General features: G+C 73.2%; 14 protein-coding genes. 4 read left to right on the top strand and 10 right to left on the bottom strand.

Translation table 11 applies throughout. The features are described from left to right. Positions 1-16: 16 nt before the first annotated feature. The 4 genes from DAI17_RS11125 to DAI17_RS11110 all read right to left on the bottom strand — a co-directional run bounded on the left by DAI17_RS11125 (position 17) and on the right by DAI17_RS11110 (position 4,322). Positions 17-1,402 carry an MFS transporter gene (locus tag DAI17_RS11125; protein WP_199905075.1) on the bottom strand — a complete coding sequence of 462 codons (1,386 nt, stop codon included), beginning with the start codon at positions 1,400-1,402 and terminating at the stop codon, positions 17-19. Positions 1,403-1,431: 29 nt separating this feature from the next. Beyond that, the gene (locus DAI17_RS11120) at positions 1,432-1,992 is read right to left on the bottom strand and encodes a TetR/AcrR family transcriptional regulator (protein ID WP_107772998.1); all 561 of its coding nucleotides are present in this window, start codon (positions 1,990-1,992) and stop codon (positions 1,432-1,434) included. 10 nt (positions 1,993-2,002) lie between these two features. Further along, positions 2,003-3,445 (bottom strand): fatty acid desaturase, encoded by a 1,443-nt coding sequence (locus DAI17_RS11115; RefSeq protein WP_107772997.1) that lies wholly within the window; start codon positions 3,443-3,445, stop codon positions 2,003-2,005. An 85-nt stretch (positions 3,446-3,530) separates the two neighbouring features. Beyond that, entirely contained in the window at positions 3,531-4,322 is a 792-nt protein-coding gene (locus DAI17_RS11110) for a maleylpyruvate isomerase family mycothiol-dependent enzyme (RefSeq protein ID WP_107772996.1), read from the bottom strand. A 76-nt stretch (positions 4,323-4,398) separates the two neighbouring features. On the opposite strand from DAI17_RS11110, the gene DAI17_RS11105 reads away from it, so the two are divergent. Together DAI17_RS11105 and ppgK are read left to right on the top strand one after the other, a co-directional pair. Beyond that, positions 4,399-4,983 carry a dienelactone hydrolase family protein gene (locus tag DAI17_RS11105; RefSeq protein WP_107772995.1) on the top strand — a complete coding sequence of 195 codons (585 nt, stop codon included), beginning with the start codon at positions 4,399-4,401 and terminating at the stop codon, positions 4,981-4,983. A 57-nt stretch (positions 4,984-5,040) separates the two neighbouring features. Then, positions 5,041-5,796, top strand: a complete 756-nt coding sequence (ppgK, locus tag DAI17_RS11100; protein ID WP_107772994.1) for a polyphosphate--glucose phosphotransferase — start codon at positions 5,041-5,043, stop codon at positions 5,794-5,796. 4 nt (positions 5,797-5,800) lie between these two features. Here the strand turns inward: ppgK and DAI17_RS11095 are convergent, their stop codons facing one another. Continuing rightward, positions 5,801-7,318 (bottom strand): fused MFS/spermidine synthase, encoded by a 1,518-nt coding sequence (locus tag DAI17_RS11095; RefSeq protein ID WP_107772993.1) that lies wholly within the window; start codon positions 7,316-7,318, stop codon positions 5,801-5,803. A gap of 30 nt (positions 7,319-7,348) precedes the next feature. Then, positions 7,349-7,870 carry a MarR family winged helix-turn-helix transcriptional regulator gene (locus DAI17_RS11090; protein WP_107772992.1) on the bottom strand — a complete coding sequence of 174 codons (522 nt, stop codon included), beginning with the start codon at positions 7,868-7,870 and terminating at the stop codon, positions 7,349-7,351. Positions 7,871-7,940: 70 nt separating this feature from the next. On the opposite strand from DAI17_RS11090, the gene DAI17_RS11085 reads away from it, so the two are divergent. Continuing rightward, on the top strand, positions 7,941-10,025 hold the full coding sequence (locus DAI17_RS11085) for an MMPL family transporter (RefSeq protein ID WP_234412449.1): 2,085 nt from the start codon (positions 7,941-7,943) through the stop codon (positions 10,023-10,025). Positions 10,026-10,034: 9 nt separating this feature from the next. Here DAI17_RS11085 and DAI17_RS21720 read toward each other — a convergent pair whose 3' ends face one another. The 4 genes from DAI17_RS21720 to DAI17_RS11065 all read right to left on the bottom strand — a co-directional run bounded on the left by DAI17_RS21720 (position 10,035) and on the right by DAI17_RS11065 (position 13,235). Beyond that, on the bottom strand, positions 10,035-10,748 hold the full coding sequence (locus DAI17_RS21720; protein WP_199905074.1) for a hypothetical protein: 714 nt from the start codon (positions 10,746-10,748) through the stop codon (positions 10,035-10,037). A 77-nt stretch (positions 10,749-10,825) separates the two neighbouring features. Next, the gene (locus tag DAI17_RS11075; protein WP_107772991.1) at positions 10,826-12,205 is read right to left on the bottom strand and encodes an NAD-dependent malic enzyme; all 1,380 of its coding nucleotides are present in this window, start codon (positions 12,203-12,205) and stop codon (positions 10,826-10,828) included. Between the two features lie 62 nt (positions 12,206-12,267). Beyond that, positions 12,268-12,744 carry a glutathione peroxidase gene (locus DAI17_RS11070; protein WP_107772990.1) on the bottom strand — a complete coding sequence of 159 codons (477 nt, stop codon included), beginning with the start codon at positions 12,742-12,744 and terminating at the stop codon, positions 12,268-12,270. Further along, a complete protein-coding gene (locus DAI17_RS11065; RefSeq protein WP_159081485.1) occupies positions 12,741-13,235 on the bottom strand; it encodes a hypothetical protein in 495 nt (164 codons plus the stop codon). Before DAI17_RS11065 ends, DAI17_RS11070 begins: the two co-directional genes overlap by 4 nt. 84 nt (positions 13,236-13,319) lie before the next feature. On the opposite strand from DAI17_RS11065, the gene DAI17_RS11060 reads away from it, so the two are divergent. Next, complete coding sequence (locus tag DAI17_RS11060) at positions 13,320-14,441, top strand: zinc metalloprotease (protein ID WP_159081484.1); 1,122 nt, start codon at positions 13,320-13,322, stop codon at positions 14,439-14,441. The last annotated feature ends 5 nt before the right edge of the window (positions 14,442-14,446 follow it).

The following is a 14,446-nucleotide window of genomic DNA, read 5'->3' as shown; positions in this document are numbered from 1 at the left end:
GCCGGTCGCCGGCCGGTCACCCCGGCAGCCGCCGCGGGATCGTGAACCACGAGACCAGGCCGCCCAGCGCGAGGAGCGCCGCGCAGGCCAGCATCGCGTCGCCGTACGCCGCGTCGAAGGCGACCGGGTCGGCGTACGCGTCGCCCCCGAGGCCGAGGGCGACCGGCAGCGCGGCGACCGCGATGAGGGAGCCGGCGCGGGCGACGGCGTTGTTGATGCCGCTGGCGATGCCGGCGTTGTCGTCGGGGGCGGCGGCGAGCACCGTGGCGGTCAACGGCGCGACCATGAGCGCCAGCCCCAGGCCGAAGACGGTGAGGCCGGGCAGCACGTCGACCCAGTAGCTCACGTCGGCGTCGACCCCCATCACCAGCAGGGTCCCGACGGCCATGACGAGCGGCCCGGCCGTCATCGGGATCCGCGGGCCGAGCCGGGTGCCCAGCTCGCCGCCGCGGGCGGCCAGGAGGAGCATGCACACCGTGATCGGCAGGGTCGCCAGCCCGGCCTGGAGGGCGCCGTACCCGCTCACGGTCTGCAGCTGGATGACGAGGAAGAACAGCACGGCGCCGAGGGCGGCGTAGACCAGGAAGGTCATCGCGTTGCTCGCGCTGAACGTGCGGTCGCGGAAGAGGGCCGGCGGGACCATCGGCGCCGTCTCCCGGCGCTCCAGCGCGACGAAGGCCACGGCCGCGAGGACGCCCGCCGCCGCTGCCCACGGCGCGCCGGCCCCGCCCCACTCGATGAGCGCGTACGTCGTCCCGCCCAGCGCGAGCGAGGCCAGCACGGCGCCGGTGTAGTCGAAGGTCGTGGGGGCGTGGGGGTCCCGCGTCTCCGGCACCCAGCGCACCGCGATCACCACGGTGAGCACGGCCAGCGGCAGGTTGATGAGGAAGATCCAGCGCCAGCTCGCCTGGTCGACCAGCAGGCCGCCGACGAACGGACCCACCGCCCCGGCCACGCCGCCGAGCCCCGACCAGGCGCCGATCGCCTTGGCCCGGTCGCGGGGGCGGAAGGAGCCCTGGATCATCGCCAGGCTGCCCGGGGTCAGCAGCGCGCCGCCGACGCCCTGCAGGATCCGGGCCACGACGAGGACCTCTGCGTTGGGTGCCAGCCCGCACAGCACGCTGGCGCCGGCGAAGACCACGGTGCCGACCACGAAGACCCGGCGCCGGCCGAAGCGGTCCCCGAGGGAGCCGCCGAGCAGGATCAGGGAGGCGAGCATGAGCAGGTAGCCGTTGTTGATCCACTGCAGCTGCGCCAGCGAGGCGTCGAGGTCCTCGCCGATGGTGCGGAGGGCGACGTTGACGGCCGAGCCGTCGAGCCACGTCATCCCCGAGCCGAGCGTCGCGGCGGCGACGACCGCGCGGCCACGCGGCGTACCCCACTCGACCGATGGCGCCCCCACGCCCTGCAGGCTAGGGCACCGGAGGCCGATCAGACCCCGAGCACCTGCCGGGAGATCCACGCCAGGTCGGCGGCCGTCTCCCCCGGTGAGCCGGACGGCTGCATGATGTGGCTCAGCACGACCCGCACGACCATGTCGATCGCCGGGGCCACCCGCTGCGGCGGCAGGCCGAGCTCGAAGGCCTCGATCCGCTCCTCGATCACCGCCTTGGCCGTCGCGAGCAGGGTGCCGGCGTGCGTGGTCAGCAGCGGCAGCAGCTCGGTGTCGGCGCCGTGGGTGGCGCTGACCACCGCCTTGAGCAGCGGGTTGTCCTTGGCCAGGACCAGCACGTCGTACGCCGCCGCCTCGATCGCCTCGGCGATGTCGCCGGGGTGCCTGGCGAAGGCGTCGTCGACCGCGGAGAGGAAGCGCTGGAGCTCGGCGAGGATCATCGCCTCGGCGAGCGCGTCCTTGGTGCCGATCTCGTTGTAGACGGTCTGCCGGCTCACCCCGGACGCCGCGGCCAGCCGGCCCATGGTGACCTTGGCCCACCCCACCTCGGTGGTCATCGCGACGGCAGAGGACACGATCCGGTCGCGCAGGGTGGGCATGGGCCTGAGTCTATGTAGGGGCCACCTCGCGGCTGGGGTCGACGGGCACGAAGTCGGCCTTGTCGCGGACCCCGCAGTCGGGGCAGCACCAGTCAGCGGGCACCTCGGCCCACGCCGTGCCTGCAGGGAAGCCCTCGTGCTCGTCGCCGGCGGCCACCTCGTAGGTGTAGCCGCAGCCGGGGCAGCGCGCGGCGAGCACCTCCTCGACGAGTCCCGGCGCGACGTCCTCCCGCTCCCCGGCGACGTGGACCGAGAGGGCGCCGTACCGCTCGAGGTAGCGCTCCCGGTGGCGCGGGCTGATGTTGGCGCGGCTCACGTCGCCGCCGAAGTGCGCGACCACGCGCGGGTCCATCACCCGGCGCCAGATCGCGGGGACGACGGCGAGCACGATCATCCCGGCGTACCCGGTCGGCAGCACCGGCGACTCCTCGAAGTCGCGCAGCGCCTGGTAGCGCCGGGTCGGGTTGGCGTGGTGGTCGCTGTGGCGCTGGAGGTGGTAGAGCAGCACGTTGGTCGCGATGTTGTTGGAGTTCCAGCTGTGGCTCGGCAGCACCCGCTCGTAGCGCCGGCGCTCGCCGACGCCGACGCGTCGGCGCAGCATCCCGTAGTGCTCCATGTAGTTGACGACCTCGAGGAGCGAGAAGCCGACGACGGCCTGGAGGAGGAGGTAGGGCGCGATCCCGGCGCCGAGCCACGCGACCATCGCGCCCCACAGGACGGCGGTCATCAGCCACGCGTTGAGCACGTCGTTGCCGATCCGGAACGGGTGCTGCTTCCGGCGGGCGTAGCGCCGCTTCTCGATCCGCCAGGCTGACCTCAGCGATCCCAGGACCGTGCGCGGCCAGAACGCGTAGAAGCTCTCGCCGAGCCGGCTGCTGGCCGGGTCCTCGGGGGTGGCGACGCGGACGTGGTGGCCGCGGTTGTGCTCGATGTAGAAGTGCCCGTAGGCGACCTGGGCGAGCGCGATCTTGGAGAGCCAGCGCTCGTTGGCCTCCTTCTTGTGGCCGAGCTCGTGGGCGGTGTTGATGCCGATTCCGCCGATGCACCCGATGGAGACCGCCAGCCCGATCCTGTCGAGCGTGTCGAGGCCGCCGACCGCCCCGGGGTGTGCCAGCAGCCAGAACGCGCCGACGAACCCGGCGTACTGGATCGGCAGGAAGAGGTAGGTGATCCAGCGGTAGTAGCGGTCCTTCTCCAGCGCCTCGATCACGTCGTCCGGCGGGTTGGAGCGGTCGAGCCCGGCGACGAGGTCGATGGCCGGGACGACGCCGAGGATCACGATCGGGCCCAGCCAGAACCACACGTCCCAGCCGGTGAGTCGGTGCAGCCCGATGCCGAGGAACGCCAGGCTCGGCACCACCAGCCCGATCAGCCACAGGTAGCGCTTCTTGTCCGTCCAGCCGTCGGTCGATCCCGGGGGGACCGTGCCGGCGGACGACTGCTCGGGGCTCATGGTCGACACCTTCCGTCGAGGGTTTACAAGACCATAGGATCTGTAAAGCGCCTTGACAAGCGGTGCGCGGTTGTAAACCTGTCCCTCAGGCCCAGGTGATGCCGGCCCCGCCGCGCCAGGTGGCGTCCCAGTCGTCGTCGGAGCAGGGCGTGACCTCGTCGCTGCGGTTCCACAGCGTCAGGTAGAGCGCGACGGCCGAGCCGCGGAGGAGCGAGTCACCGTCGGGGTGCTCGCCGGGACCCAGCCGAGTCGTCACGGCCGGCGTGGGCCCGACGTCGACGGTCCAGCCCCGGTCACCGGTCTCGGGGAGTACGACGATGCGGTGCGGCTCCGGGGAGCGCAGCCGGGACCGGGGTCGGGTGACGAAGCCGGTGAGCAGCTCGTCGATCCCGTCCAGCGCGACCTCCTCGGCGATCCAGCCGGCGTCGGCCGCGCGGGGGAACCGGCCGAGCGCGGCCGCCAACGCGTCGACCGCGTGGATCGTCGTCTCGTGGCACTGGCGCCGAGCCCAGAACTCCCGCGGCGGCGGCGCGTCCCGCAGGAACACGGGCGCCTCCAGGTCCTCCGGCGCCTGCGCGATCGCCCCGACCAGGTCGATCGCGCCGTCCTCCAGCCACTCCAGCGGGTCGGTGGCGTCGATGCCCTCCTGCTCCCACGCGTCCGGATCGGCGGTGGCGCCCCGGATCGTCGCGGCCGCCCAGCGGTGCACCATGCCCTGGTGGGCGACGAGGCGCCGCACGGTCCAGTCGGGCGTGGTCGGCACGGACGCGCGCAGCCCGGCGCGCTCGGCGCTCCGGACGAGGGCGACCACCGCCTCCCGGAGCCCCTCGAGGTGGCGCGGGACGCCGAGCCTCGGAGGTCCGGACGAGTTCGTCATGCCGCCACGGTGACAGAGGACGGGACGCGTCCGCTCGTGGTTTTCCGCGGCCCCGCGGCGCCCTAGCGTGGGCGCCATGACCGACATCCTCGTCCTTCCCTCCGTCCTCGGTGTGCGCCCCGGCATCACCGACACCGTCGAGCGGCTCCGCGCGGCCGGGCACCGCGTCGAGGTCGTCGACCTGCTCGACGGGCGGACCTTCGACTCCTACGAGCCGGCCATGGCGCACCGGCAGTCGCTCGACGGCGAGGCGCTGGAGGCCGAGGCCCTGCGGCGGTCCCGTGTCGTGGACGGCCCCTTCGTCACCGTCGGGTTCTCCGCCGGGGGCGCGCTGGCGCAGCACGTGGCGCTCCGGCGCCCCGAGGACGCCCGGGGGGTGGTGGTGATGGGCAGTGCCATGCCGCTGCAGTGGGTCGGCGGCGGCGAGTGGCCGTCCGGCGTACCGGTGCAGGAGCACGTCGGCGAGGAGGACGCCTTCGACGACGGCCCCGAGGTCCGCGCCGAGTTCACCGCCGACATGAAGAGGGCGGGTGTCGAGCCGGAGTTCTTCACCTACCCCGGCGCCGGGCACCTCTTCAACGAGCCGTCGCTGCGAGGGGAGTACGACGCCGCCGCCGCGGAGGCGTTCCACGCCCGGCTGCTCGCGTTCGTGGGCGACTGAACGGACCGGCCGGGAGGCGCCGTTGAGGGGACCGACCCGCTGGGGCAGGGTTGGCCCATGACTGACCTCCCCCTCGGCATCGACTTCGGCGGCACCGGCATCAAGGGTGCGCCGGTCGACCTGGACGCCGGCGCGTTCGCCGCCGACCGCGCCAAGATCGCCACGCCCCGGCCCGCGACCCCGGAGGCGGTCGCCGCCGTCTTCCGCGAGCTCGTCTCTCGGTTCCCGGTCTCGACCTCGCCGGTCGGGGTCACCGTGCCCGCCGTCGTGCACCACGGCGTGGTCGGCTCGGCCGCCAACATCGACGACTCGTGGATCGGCACCGACGCGGACGCCGTCTTCACCGAGGCCCTGGGCCGCGAGGTGCACGTCGTCAACGACGCCGACGCGGCCGGCCTGGCCGAGGTCGAGTACGGCGCGGCGCGCGGCCACCGCGGCCTGGTCATCGTCACCACGCTCGGCACCGGCATCGGCTCGGCCCTCATCCACGACCACGTCCTGGTGCCCAACTCCGAGCTCGGCCACCTCGAGGTGGAGGGACACAACGCGGAGTCCCGGGCGGCCAACAGCGCCCGGGAGGCCGAGGACCTGTCGTGGGAGGAGTGGGCCGGCCGCCTCACCACCTACTACCGGACCGTGGAGCGCCTCTTCTCCCCCGAGCTGATCGTCGTCGGTGGCGGGGTGAGCAAGAGCTGGGACAAGTTCGGCCCGCTCATCGACATCGGGACCGAGATCGTCCCGGCGACGCTGCAGAACAAGGCCGGCATCATCGGCGCCGCGCTGGTCGCCACCCGGGCGGCGACGGAGGCGTGAGGCCTCAGCGCGTCGGGTAGGGCGTCAGCAGCTGGTCCACCGGCGCGAGGTCGTCGGTCAGCACCCCGGCCCCGTCCACCCACGCCGCCAGCTCGCGTCCGGCGATCACCCGCCAGCCGGTGCCGCGCTCGTCGATGCGGTCCTGCCACGCGGCCGTGTCCAGGGGCCGGTCCGAGGCGAGGGCGACCAGGTTGCCGCCGGCGTCCTCGGCCCGGGTGACGGTGGCGGGCTCGGCCGCGAGCGCGACGTGCTCGAAGGTCCCGGCCAGGGTGGCCAGCTCGGCCCGGGCGAAGGACAGCGCGCCGTGGTCGATGAGGTTGGCGACGTACACCCCGTCGGCGCGCAGCACCCGGTCGACCTCGGCGACGGCCTCGCGGGTCGCCAGGTGCCAGGGCGCGCTCACCCCGCCGAACGCGTCCCCCACCACGAGGTCGCGGGTGTCGTCACCGAGCCGCCGCAGTCCCAGGCGACCGTCCTCGACCCGGACCTGCACGGCCTCGCCGGTCTCGACCCCGACCCGCTCGACGGCCACGTCGGCCACCCCGCGGTCGATCTCGGAGACGACGCTGCGCGAGCCCGGCCGGACCTCGTCGAGGTAGCGCGGCACGGTGAGGGCGCCGGCCCCGAGGTGGTAGGCCTCCACCGGCTGCCCGGCCGGGAGCGCCGTGTCGATCGCCGAGGCGATGGCCTGCACGTAGTCGAACTCCAGGTGGCGCGGGTCCTCGACGTCGACGTAGGAGTGACGCAGGCCGTCGAGCACCAAAACCCGTCCCGACGGCCGCTCGGGGTCCTCGGAGACCACGACGCAGTGGTACGTCGTCTCGACGTCGCAGCCGCCCGGGCCTACCGCTCCGCCGACCCCGCCGAGGGCCACCAGCACCAGCGACGCGCCGGCGGCCCCGCGGACCACCCGCAGGCGCGCCTCCACCGCGACCGCCGCGACGACCAGGACGAGCCCCAGCCCGACCATGATCCCGGTGACCGGCACCCGGGAGATGAGCACGAACCCGGTGACCACCGTGCCGACCACGGCACCCACGGTGCCGATCCCCGAGAGCCGTCCCACGACGGTGCCGGTCTCCTCCAGGGTGGCCAGCCGCAGCTTGGTCACCGCCGGGGTGATCGCCGCCAGCAGCGCCCCGGGCACGAAGACCGACAGCCCGGCCACCAGCAGGAGGGCCGACCCGTCCGACGCCTCGGCGGCGCCGCGCACCAGGAACGGGGTGGCGGCCACGGTCACGCCCGACACCAGGAGCAGCGGCCCGATGAGCCGCCGCGCCGGCGCCAGGTCGGCCAGCCGCCCACCCCACCACGAGCCGGCGGCGATCGCGGTGAGCGCCAGGCCGATGACCACGGTGTTGGTCTCGAGGGTCAGTCCGAGGTACGGCGCCAGCAGGCGCAGCGCGACCAGCTCGACCACGAGGACGGCCGCCGAGGAGCCGAAGACCAGGGCCCCCGCGGCCACCGGTCCCAGGGAGGCCGGACCGGGCGACCGCTCAGGAGCGGTGGTGTCGTCGGTCATGCCGCGATCATGACAGCGCCCCGGCGAGGCTCACGCCGGTCCGTCCGCCGGCCGGTCGGTCGGCGGGTCGGTCGGCGGGTCGGTCACCGCCCGCATCGCCTCGGTCGCGCCCCGCAGGTAGCGCTCCACGATCGCCCGCTCGTGCTCGTCGAAGGACTCGTCGAGCCGCTGCAACGACCGGAACATCGGCATCAGCCGCAGCAGCACCTCCTCGCGCCCGGACGGCGTCACCATCACCCGCGTCCGGCGCCGGTCGCCCTCGTGGGGCTCCCGGGTGACGTGGCCGTGGCCGGCCAGCCGGTCGACGATGCCGGTGCCCGCGGCGGTGCTGACCTCGAGCAGCCGCGAGAGCTCGGCCGGGCCGAGGGGTCCGCGCACGAGGTGCTCGAGCGCGGACAGCTCCGACTCGCTCAGCCGCGCCTGCCGGGCGACGACCGGCCGCACCCGCGCCGCGGCGTCCGTGAGCTCGCGCAGCGCGTCGAGGCTGCCGGTCTGCTGCCAGGCGTCCGCGAACGCGGTGGCCGGTGCGACCTCGGGCCGGGAGTCCGGCATTTTGTTTCACCTACTTAGCGACTAAGGTTCTGAACGATTATTCCACGCCCGTGCCAGCAAGGAGATCGTCGTGTCCACCTCCACCCTTCCACGCGACCGGGACCGCGACCGCGACCGTGCGGACGAGCGGGCGTCCCGGGTCTCGCCGCTGCTGCGCCGTCGTACGGCGTGGCTCGTCGCCCTGCTGCCCCTCCTCGTCGCCGCGGCGCTGATCGTCGGCCTCGGTGAGGGCGAGCGTGAGCGGACCAGCCTGGACAACCTGCCCGAGGGCTACGACAGCACGCTGGGCACCGAGCTGCGCGACGCGCTCCCCGAGGAGGACGCGTCGGTGGCCGTGGTGCTGTGGACCAGCGACGAGGGCGAGCTCCCCCGCGACGCCGCCGCCGAGCTCGGCCGGCAGGCCGAGGCCCTCGGTGCCGTCCCCGCCGGACCGACGGGCCCGGTGACGGTGGCCGAGGACGGCACCGCCGCCATCGCCGTCGTACCCGTCGAGTCGACCTCCGCCACCGACAACTCCGACAAGGTCACCGAGCTGCGCGCCACCCTCGAGGCGGACCGTCCGGACGGGGTGACCAGCCAGGTCACCGGACCGGCGGCCGTCGAGGCCGACCTCGCGGCCGTCTTCGAGGGTGCGGACACCAACCTGCTGCTGGTGACCGCGGGGGTCGTGGCCCTGCTGCTCCTCATCACCTACCGCAGCCCGATCCTGTGGCTGATCCCCCTCACCGTCGTGGGCCTCGCGGACCGCCTCGCGGCCGTGCTGGCGACCCAGGCCATGGCCGTGCTCGACGTCGCCTGGGACGAGTCGACCGTGGGCATCCTCTCGGTGCTCGTGTTCGGCGCCGGCACCGACTACGCCCTGCTGCTCATCTCCCGCTACCGCGACGAGCTGCGCCGCCACGAGTCCCGGCACGTGGCGATGAGCGTCGCCGTACGCCGCACCGCCGAGGCCGTCCTGTCCAGCGCCACCACCGTGGTGCTCGGCCTGCTGACCCTGCTGCTCTCCGTCGTCCCGACGACCCGCGGCCTCGGCCTCGCGTGCGCCATCGGCATCGTGATCGCAGCGGCCTTCGTGCTGCTCGTCCTGCCCGCGGCGCTGGTGCTCTTCGGCCGGTGGGTCTTCTGGCCACGCGTCCCGCACGTCGGGGAGCCTGCCCTGGTCGACACCGACTCCCTCTGGCACAAGGTCGGCGCCCGCGTGGCCCGGCGCCCGATGGCCTTCGTCACCGGCACCCTGGTGCTGCTCGCCGTGATGGCCGTCGGTGTCTTCCGCATCGACACCGGCCTCGACCAGGCCGACCAGTTCCTCGTCGAGCCCGAGGCGATCTCCGCCTCCGAGCGCATCGGCGAGTCCTTCCCGGCCGGTGTGTCCGACCCGGCGCAGGTCCTCACCCGCGACACCCCCGACGAGGTCCTCTCCGCCGTGGAGGGCGTCGACGGCGTCGGCACGGCCGCGATCAGCCAGGAGGGCGACGGTATCGCGCAGATCGACGCCGTGCTCACCGCCGAGCCGAGCAGCGACGAGGCGCAGGACACCGTGCTGGCCATCCGCGAGGCGGTCGAGCCCTTCGACGACACGCACGTCACCGGCACCGAGGCGACCGCCATCGACCAGGGCGAGAGCGCCCAGCGCGACCGGCAGCTGATCCTCCCGCTCATCCTGGCACTGGTGCTCGGCGCGCTCCTCCTGCTGCTGCGGGCGGTCGTGGCGCCGGTGCTGCTGGTGGCGACGGTGCTGGCGACGTACGCCGCGAGCATGGGCGTGTCCTGGTGGCTCTTCACCGGGCCGCTGGGCTTCGAGGCACTGGACTCCGGGGTGCCGCTGCTGGCGTTCCTGTTCCTGGTCGCCCTCGGCGTCGACTACAACATCTTCCTGGTGACGCGGGCCCGCGAGGAGGCGGCCGAGCACGGGTCCCGCCAGGGCATGCTGCGCGCGCTGACCGCCACGGGCGGGGTCATCACCAGCGCGGGCATCCTGCTCGCCGCGGTGTTCGCGGTGCTGGGCGTCCTGCCCCTGGTGGTCCTCGCCCAGCTGGGCACGGTGATCTGCATCGGCGTGCTGCTGGACACGCTGGTCGTGCGCACGGTGCTGGTCCCGGCGCTGGCGCTGACCCTCGGGGACCGCTTCTGGTGGCCCCGTCGGGTCAGCGCCTGACCGGCGGGCTCAGCGCGCCCGCGCGCCGGACATGGCGGCGTAGTAGGCGCTCGACTCGCGCTTCCAGAGCAGGAAGACGATCGCGGCGCCCAGCACCAGGTTGACCAGCCCGAGGACCGTGTTGAGCAGCGGCTGGGGCTGGGTGAAGGAGAAGAGGAACGACACGGCGGACAGCGTGAAGAGCACCGTCGCCACGATCCGCGCCCAGCCCTTGCCCCGGCCGTTGGCCCACGCCATCCACAGCCACAGCCCGACACCGATCAGGCCGAAGAAGACGGCGAACGCCGTGCCGACCGCCACGGCCGCGTCGACGGTGTCGGCGGTGATCGTGGTGCCCTGGTCCTCCAGGGTCTGCTCGACCTGGTCCCGGATCTGGTCACGGAAGAGGAAGGTCGTCAGCAGGCTGAGCAGCGACAGCAGCGCCCCGACGCGCATCAGCATGACCGCCGTGCGGATCGAGCCGGGCTGCTCGGCGGGCGGCTGCGGCGCGCCGTAGGGCTGCTGCCCGTAGGGCGACCCGCCCTGCCCGTACGCCGCGGGCTCGCCGTACTGCGGCTGGCCGTACTGCGGTTGCCCGTACTGGCCCTGCTGCCCGTAGTCGGGCTGGCCGTAGTCGGGCCGGCCCGGCTGCTGTCCCGGCTGCTGCCCGGGCGCCGGCGGCTGGCCACCGGTGGGCCCGGTGCCGTAGGGGTCGTCGGGCGTGCTGGTGCCGTCGTTGCTCATGTGGTCCTCCCCGTGGGCGCCGGCCGGTCAGCCGGCGTCAGGACACCCTAGTGACCCGCACCCCCTCGGCGTCGAGGTCAGGACTCCTTGCCGCTGATCGCGGCGGCGACCTTCTTGGCGACGTCGGGGTGGAAGACGCTGGGGATGATGAAGGCCGCGTGCAGCTCCTCGTCGGTCACCACCCGCGCGATGGCGTCGGCCGCGCGGAGCAGCATGTCCACGCTGACGTCCTCCGCCCGGGCGTCGAGCAGGCCGCGGAAGACGCCGGGGAAGGCCAGCACGTTGTTGATCTGGTTGGGGTAGTCCGAGCGGCCGCTGGCCACCACGGCGGCCCGCTTGCCGGCCTCGGCCGGGTCGACCTCCGGGTCGGGGTTGGCCAGGGCGAAGACGATCGCCTCGTCGGCCATGTCGTCGATCCACTCGGGCGCCAGGATCCCGGGCGCGCTCACGCCGATGAAGACGTCCGCATCCACCAGCACGTCGTGCAGGCTGCCGGTGGCACGACGCGGGTTGGTCGCCGCGGCGAGCTCCCGGTGGGCGGGCGAGAGGGTCGAGTCGTCCGCCGACAGCGCGCCCTCGCGGTCGACCACCACGACGTCGCCCGCGCCGGCGGCGAGCAGGAGGGTGACGATGGCCGTGCCGGCGGCACCGGCGCCCGAGACCACGATGCGCACGGTGCCGAGGTCCTTCTTGACGCAGCGCAGCGCGTTGGTCAGGGCGGCGAGCACGACGATCGCCGTACCGTGCTGGTCGTCGTGGAACACCGGGATGTCCAGCGACTCCCGCAGCCGGCGCTCGATCTCGAAGCAGCGCGGCGCCGCGATGTCCTCGAGGTTGATGCCGCCGAAGCCCGGGGCGATCATCTCGACGGCACGCACGATCTCGTCGGTGTCCTGGGTGGCCAGGCAGATCGGCCAGGCGTCGATGTCGGCGAACCGCTTGAAGAGCGCCGCCTTGCCCTCCATCACCGGGAGCGCGGCGCCGGGGCCGATGTTGCCGAGGCCCAGCACGGCCGAGCCGTCGGTGACCACGGCGACCGAGTTGCCCTTGATGGTGAGCCGGCGGACGTCGTCGGGGTTGTCGTGGATCGCCATGCTGACCCGGCCGACGCCGGGGGTGTAGGCCATCGACAGGTCGTCACGGGTGCGGAGCGGCACCTTGGACTCGACCGAGATCTTGCCGCCGATGTGCAGCAGGAACGTACGGTCGCTGACCTTGTGCACCACGACGCCCGCGAGGCCCTCCACGGCGTGGACGAGCTCCTTGGAGTGGGTCTCGTCGGAGGCCGAGCAGGTCACGTCGACGACGAGGCGGTCGTGGCGGGACTCCGCGACGTCGATCGCGGTGACCACGCCGCCGCCCTCGGCGATGGTCGTCGCGACGGTGCCCACGACGCCGTGGTCCGGCGCGGTGTGCAACCGCATGGTGATGGAGTACGACGATGCGGTGGCGGCCATGGGGACGACCCTCTCCCCCCGCGGAGGTTACGGGCAAGTCACCTCGCTGCCGTGAGACGGCGTCAGAGGAGCCGCTCGATGTCGGCGCCGATCTTCTCCGGCTTGGTGGTGGGTCCGAAGCGGTCGACGACCCGGCCGTCGCGGCCGATCAGGAACTTGGTGAAGTTCCACTTGACCGCACCGCCGAGCAGCCCGGACTTCTCCTGGCGCAGCCACGTGAACAGCGGGTGCGCCTCGTCGCCGTTGACGTCGACCTTGGCGAACAGCGGGAAGTCGACGCCGTAGTTCCGCTCGCAGAAGGACGCGATCTCCGCCTCGGTGCCGGGCTCCTGGCCCCCGAACTGGTCGCACGGGAAGCCGAGCACGGTGAAGCCGCGGTCGCCGTACTCGTCCTGGAGCCGTTGGAGCCCCTGGTACTGCGGGGTGAACCCGCACTGGGAGGCGGTGTTCACGACGAGCACCACCTGTCCCTCGTACGCCGCGAGGTCGGTCTCGGTGCCGTCGATGCCGGTGGCCTTGAAGTCGCCCAGGGAGGTCATGTCCCTCCTTCGGACTCCTCGCCGCTCCGGATGGGTCGGCGGCGGGACCGCCGGACGAGCAGCAGCACGGCGAGCAGCACCGCGTCGGCGACGAGCGTGGTCCACAGCCCGGCGAGGCTGCGTACCTCTCCCTCCGCGGTGTGGCGCGAGGGCTCGCCCTCCAGGACACGGACCGTCAGCGTGCCGGTGCGCTCGGCGTCCTCCCAGGTCGTCCGGTCGACCTCGGCGGCCCAGGTGCCCTGCTCGGGGTCGACCTCCTCGGGGAAGCGCCAGCTGACCCACCACCGCGGCTCCTCGCCGGTGCCCAGGTTGCGGGCGGCGGTGACCGTCGTCGTGACGTCGACCCCGGCCCTCTCGACGCGCAGGTTGGTCCACCACGACAGGGCCAGCGGCAGGTTGAGCAGCACCACGAGGAAGCCCACGACCAGGACGTTCTTGAGGCGTCGGCGGTCCGCCACCAGCCTCCTGGCGGCGTCGGCTGGTCCGGACATGGCGACCAGTATCGGCCCGCGGGGTTTGCGCGACGCGCACCGGTGGCACAAGGCAGGAGATCGAGACCACCACGAGGGGACTTCATGACGCACCGATCTCGCCTGGGAGGCGTGGCACTCCTCGCCGCGCTCGCCCTGATCCTCACCAGCCTCGCCGCCTCGCCGGCCTCCGCGGCGAAGCGCACCAAGGGCAAGGTGTCCTACGGCACCACCAGCTGGATCGCCGGCACCTCCGGCTACGCCATCAAGGGCAAGGCCTCCGGGCCCAAGCGACGCAAGGTCGCGCTGCAGGTCAAGTGGGCCGACGGCTGGCACACCATCGACAAGACGAAGACCAAGCGCAAGGGCAAGTACACGTTCACCGGCTCCTTCGACTGGTACGGCGCGCACACGCTCCGCGTGCTGGTCCCCCGCAAGAAGCGCTTCGGCGCCAAGGCGTTCAAGGCCAAGAAGTTCAGCGTCGGCGTCCCGTGGACCCCGCGCGGCTCGACCTCGGCGTACCTCCCCTTCTCCGGCCAGGGCCTGACGTTCCGCTGGAACCCCTGCGAGACCATCAAGTACCGGATCAACCCCGGCCTTGGAGGTCCCGGCGCGGTGCCGGTCACGCTGGAGGCGATGAAGCTGCTCGAGCGGGCCACCGGCTTCAAGTCCAAGTACGTCGGCACGACCACGGCCGTCCCGATCCGCGGTGACCGCCACCCGAGCGGCACCGACCTGGTCATCGCGTGGTCCCACCAGGACCTCGACCCCGCGCTGGTCGGCGCGGTCGGCGTCGGTGGGACCGGCCGGGCCCCGATCGCCCAGCTGAAGAAGAGCAAGCGGCCGACCTGGCGGATCGCCAAGCCGGGCGTGACCATGAACATGGCCTACGGCGCGGAGTACCCGATGGTCATGGACCATCCCACGACCGAGCCGATGGGCCTCGTCCTGATCCACGAGCTCGGGCACGCGTTCGGCCTCGACCACTTCGCCGACGACGTCCAGATCATGCACCCGGGCAACCGGTCGCCCAACGTGGGCGGCTACTACTCGCGCTACGAGGCGGGTGACCTCGCCGGGCTCAGGTCACTGGGCGCGTCCAAGGGCTGCCTGACCAAGTACCGCGGCCGCTACCAGGCCCGCACCGACGGTCCGGTCCTCACCCCGGGCTCGGTCTCGCCGGGTCGCGAGGTCGTCGACCTGGTCGAGGAGGACCACGACCACTGATCCCC

The sequence above is a fragment of the Nocardioides sediminis genome, assembly GCF_003047295.1.
Classification (GTDB): Bacteria; Actinomycetota; Actinomycetes; order Propionibacteriales; family Nocardioidaceae; genus Nocardioides; species Nocardioides sediminis.
Note: the sequence above shows the minus strand (reverse complement) of the source record. Positions and strands in the feature narration are given on the sequence as shown.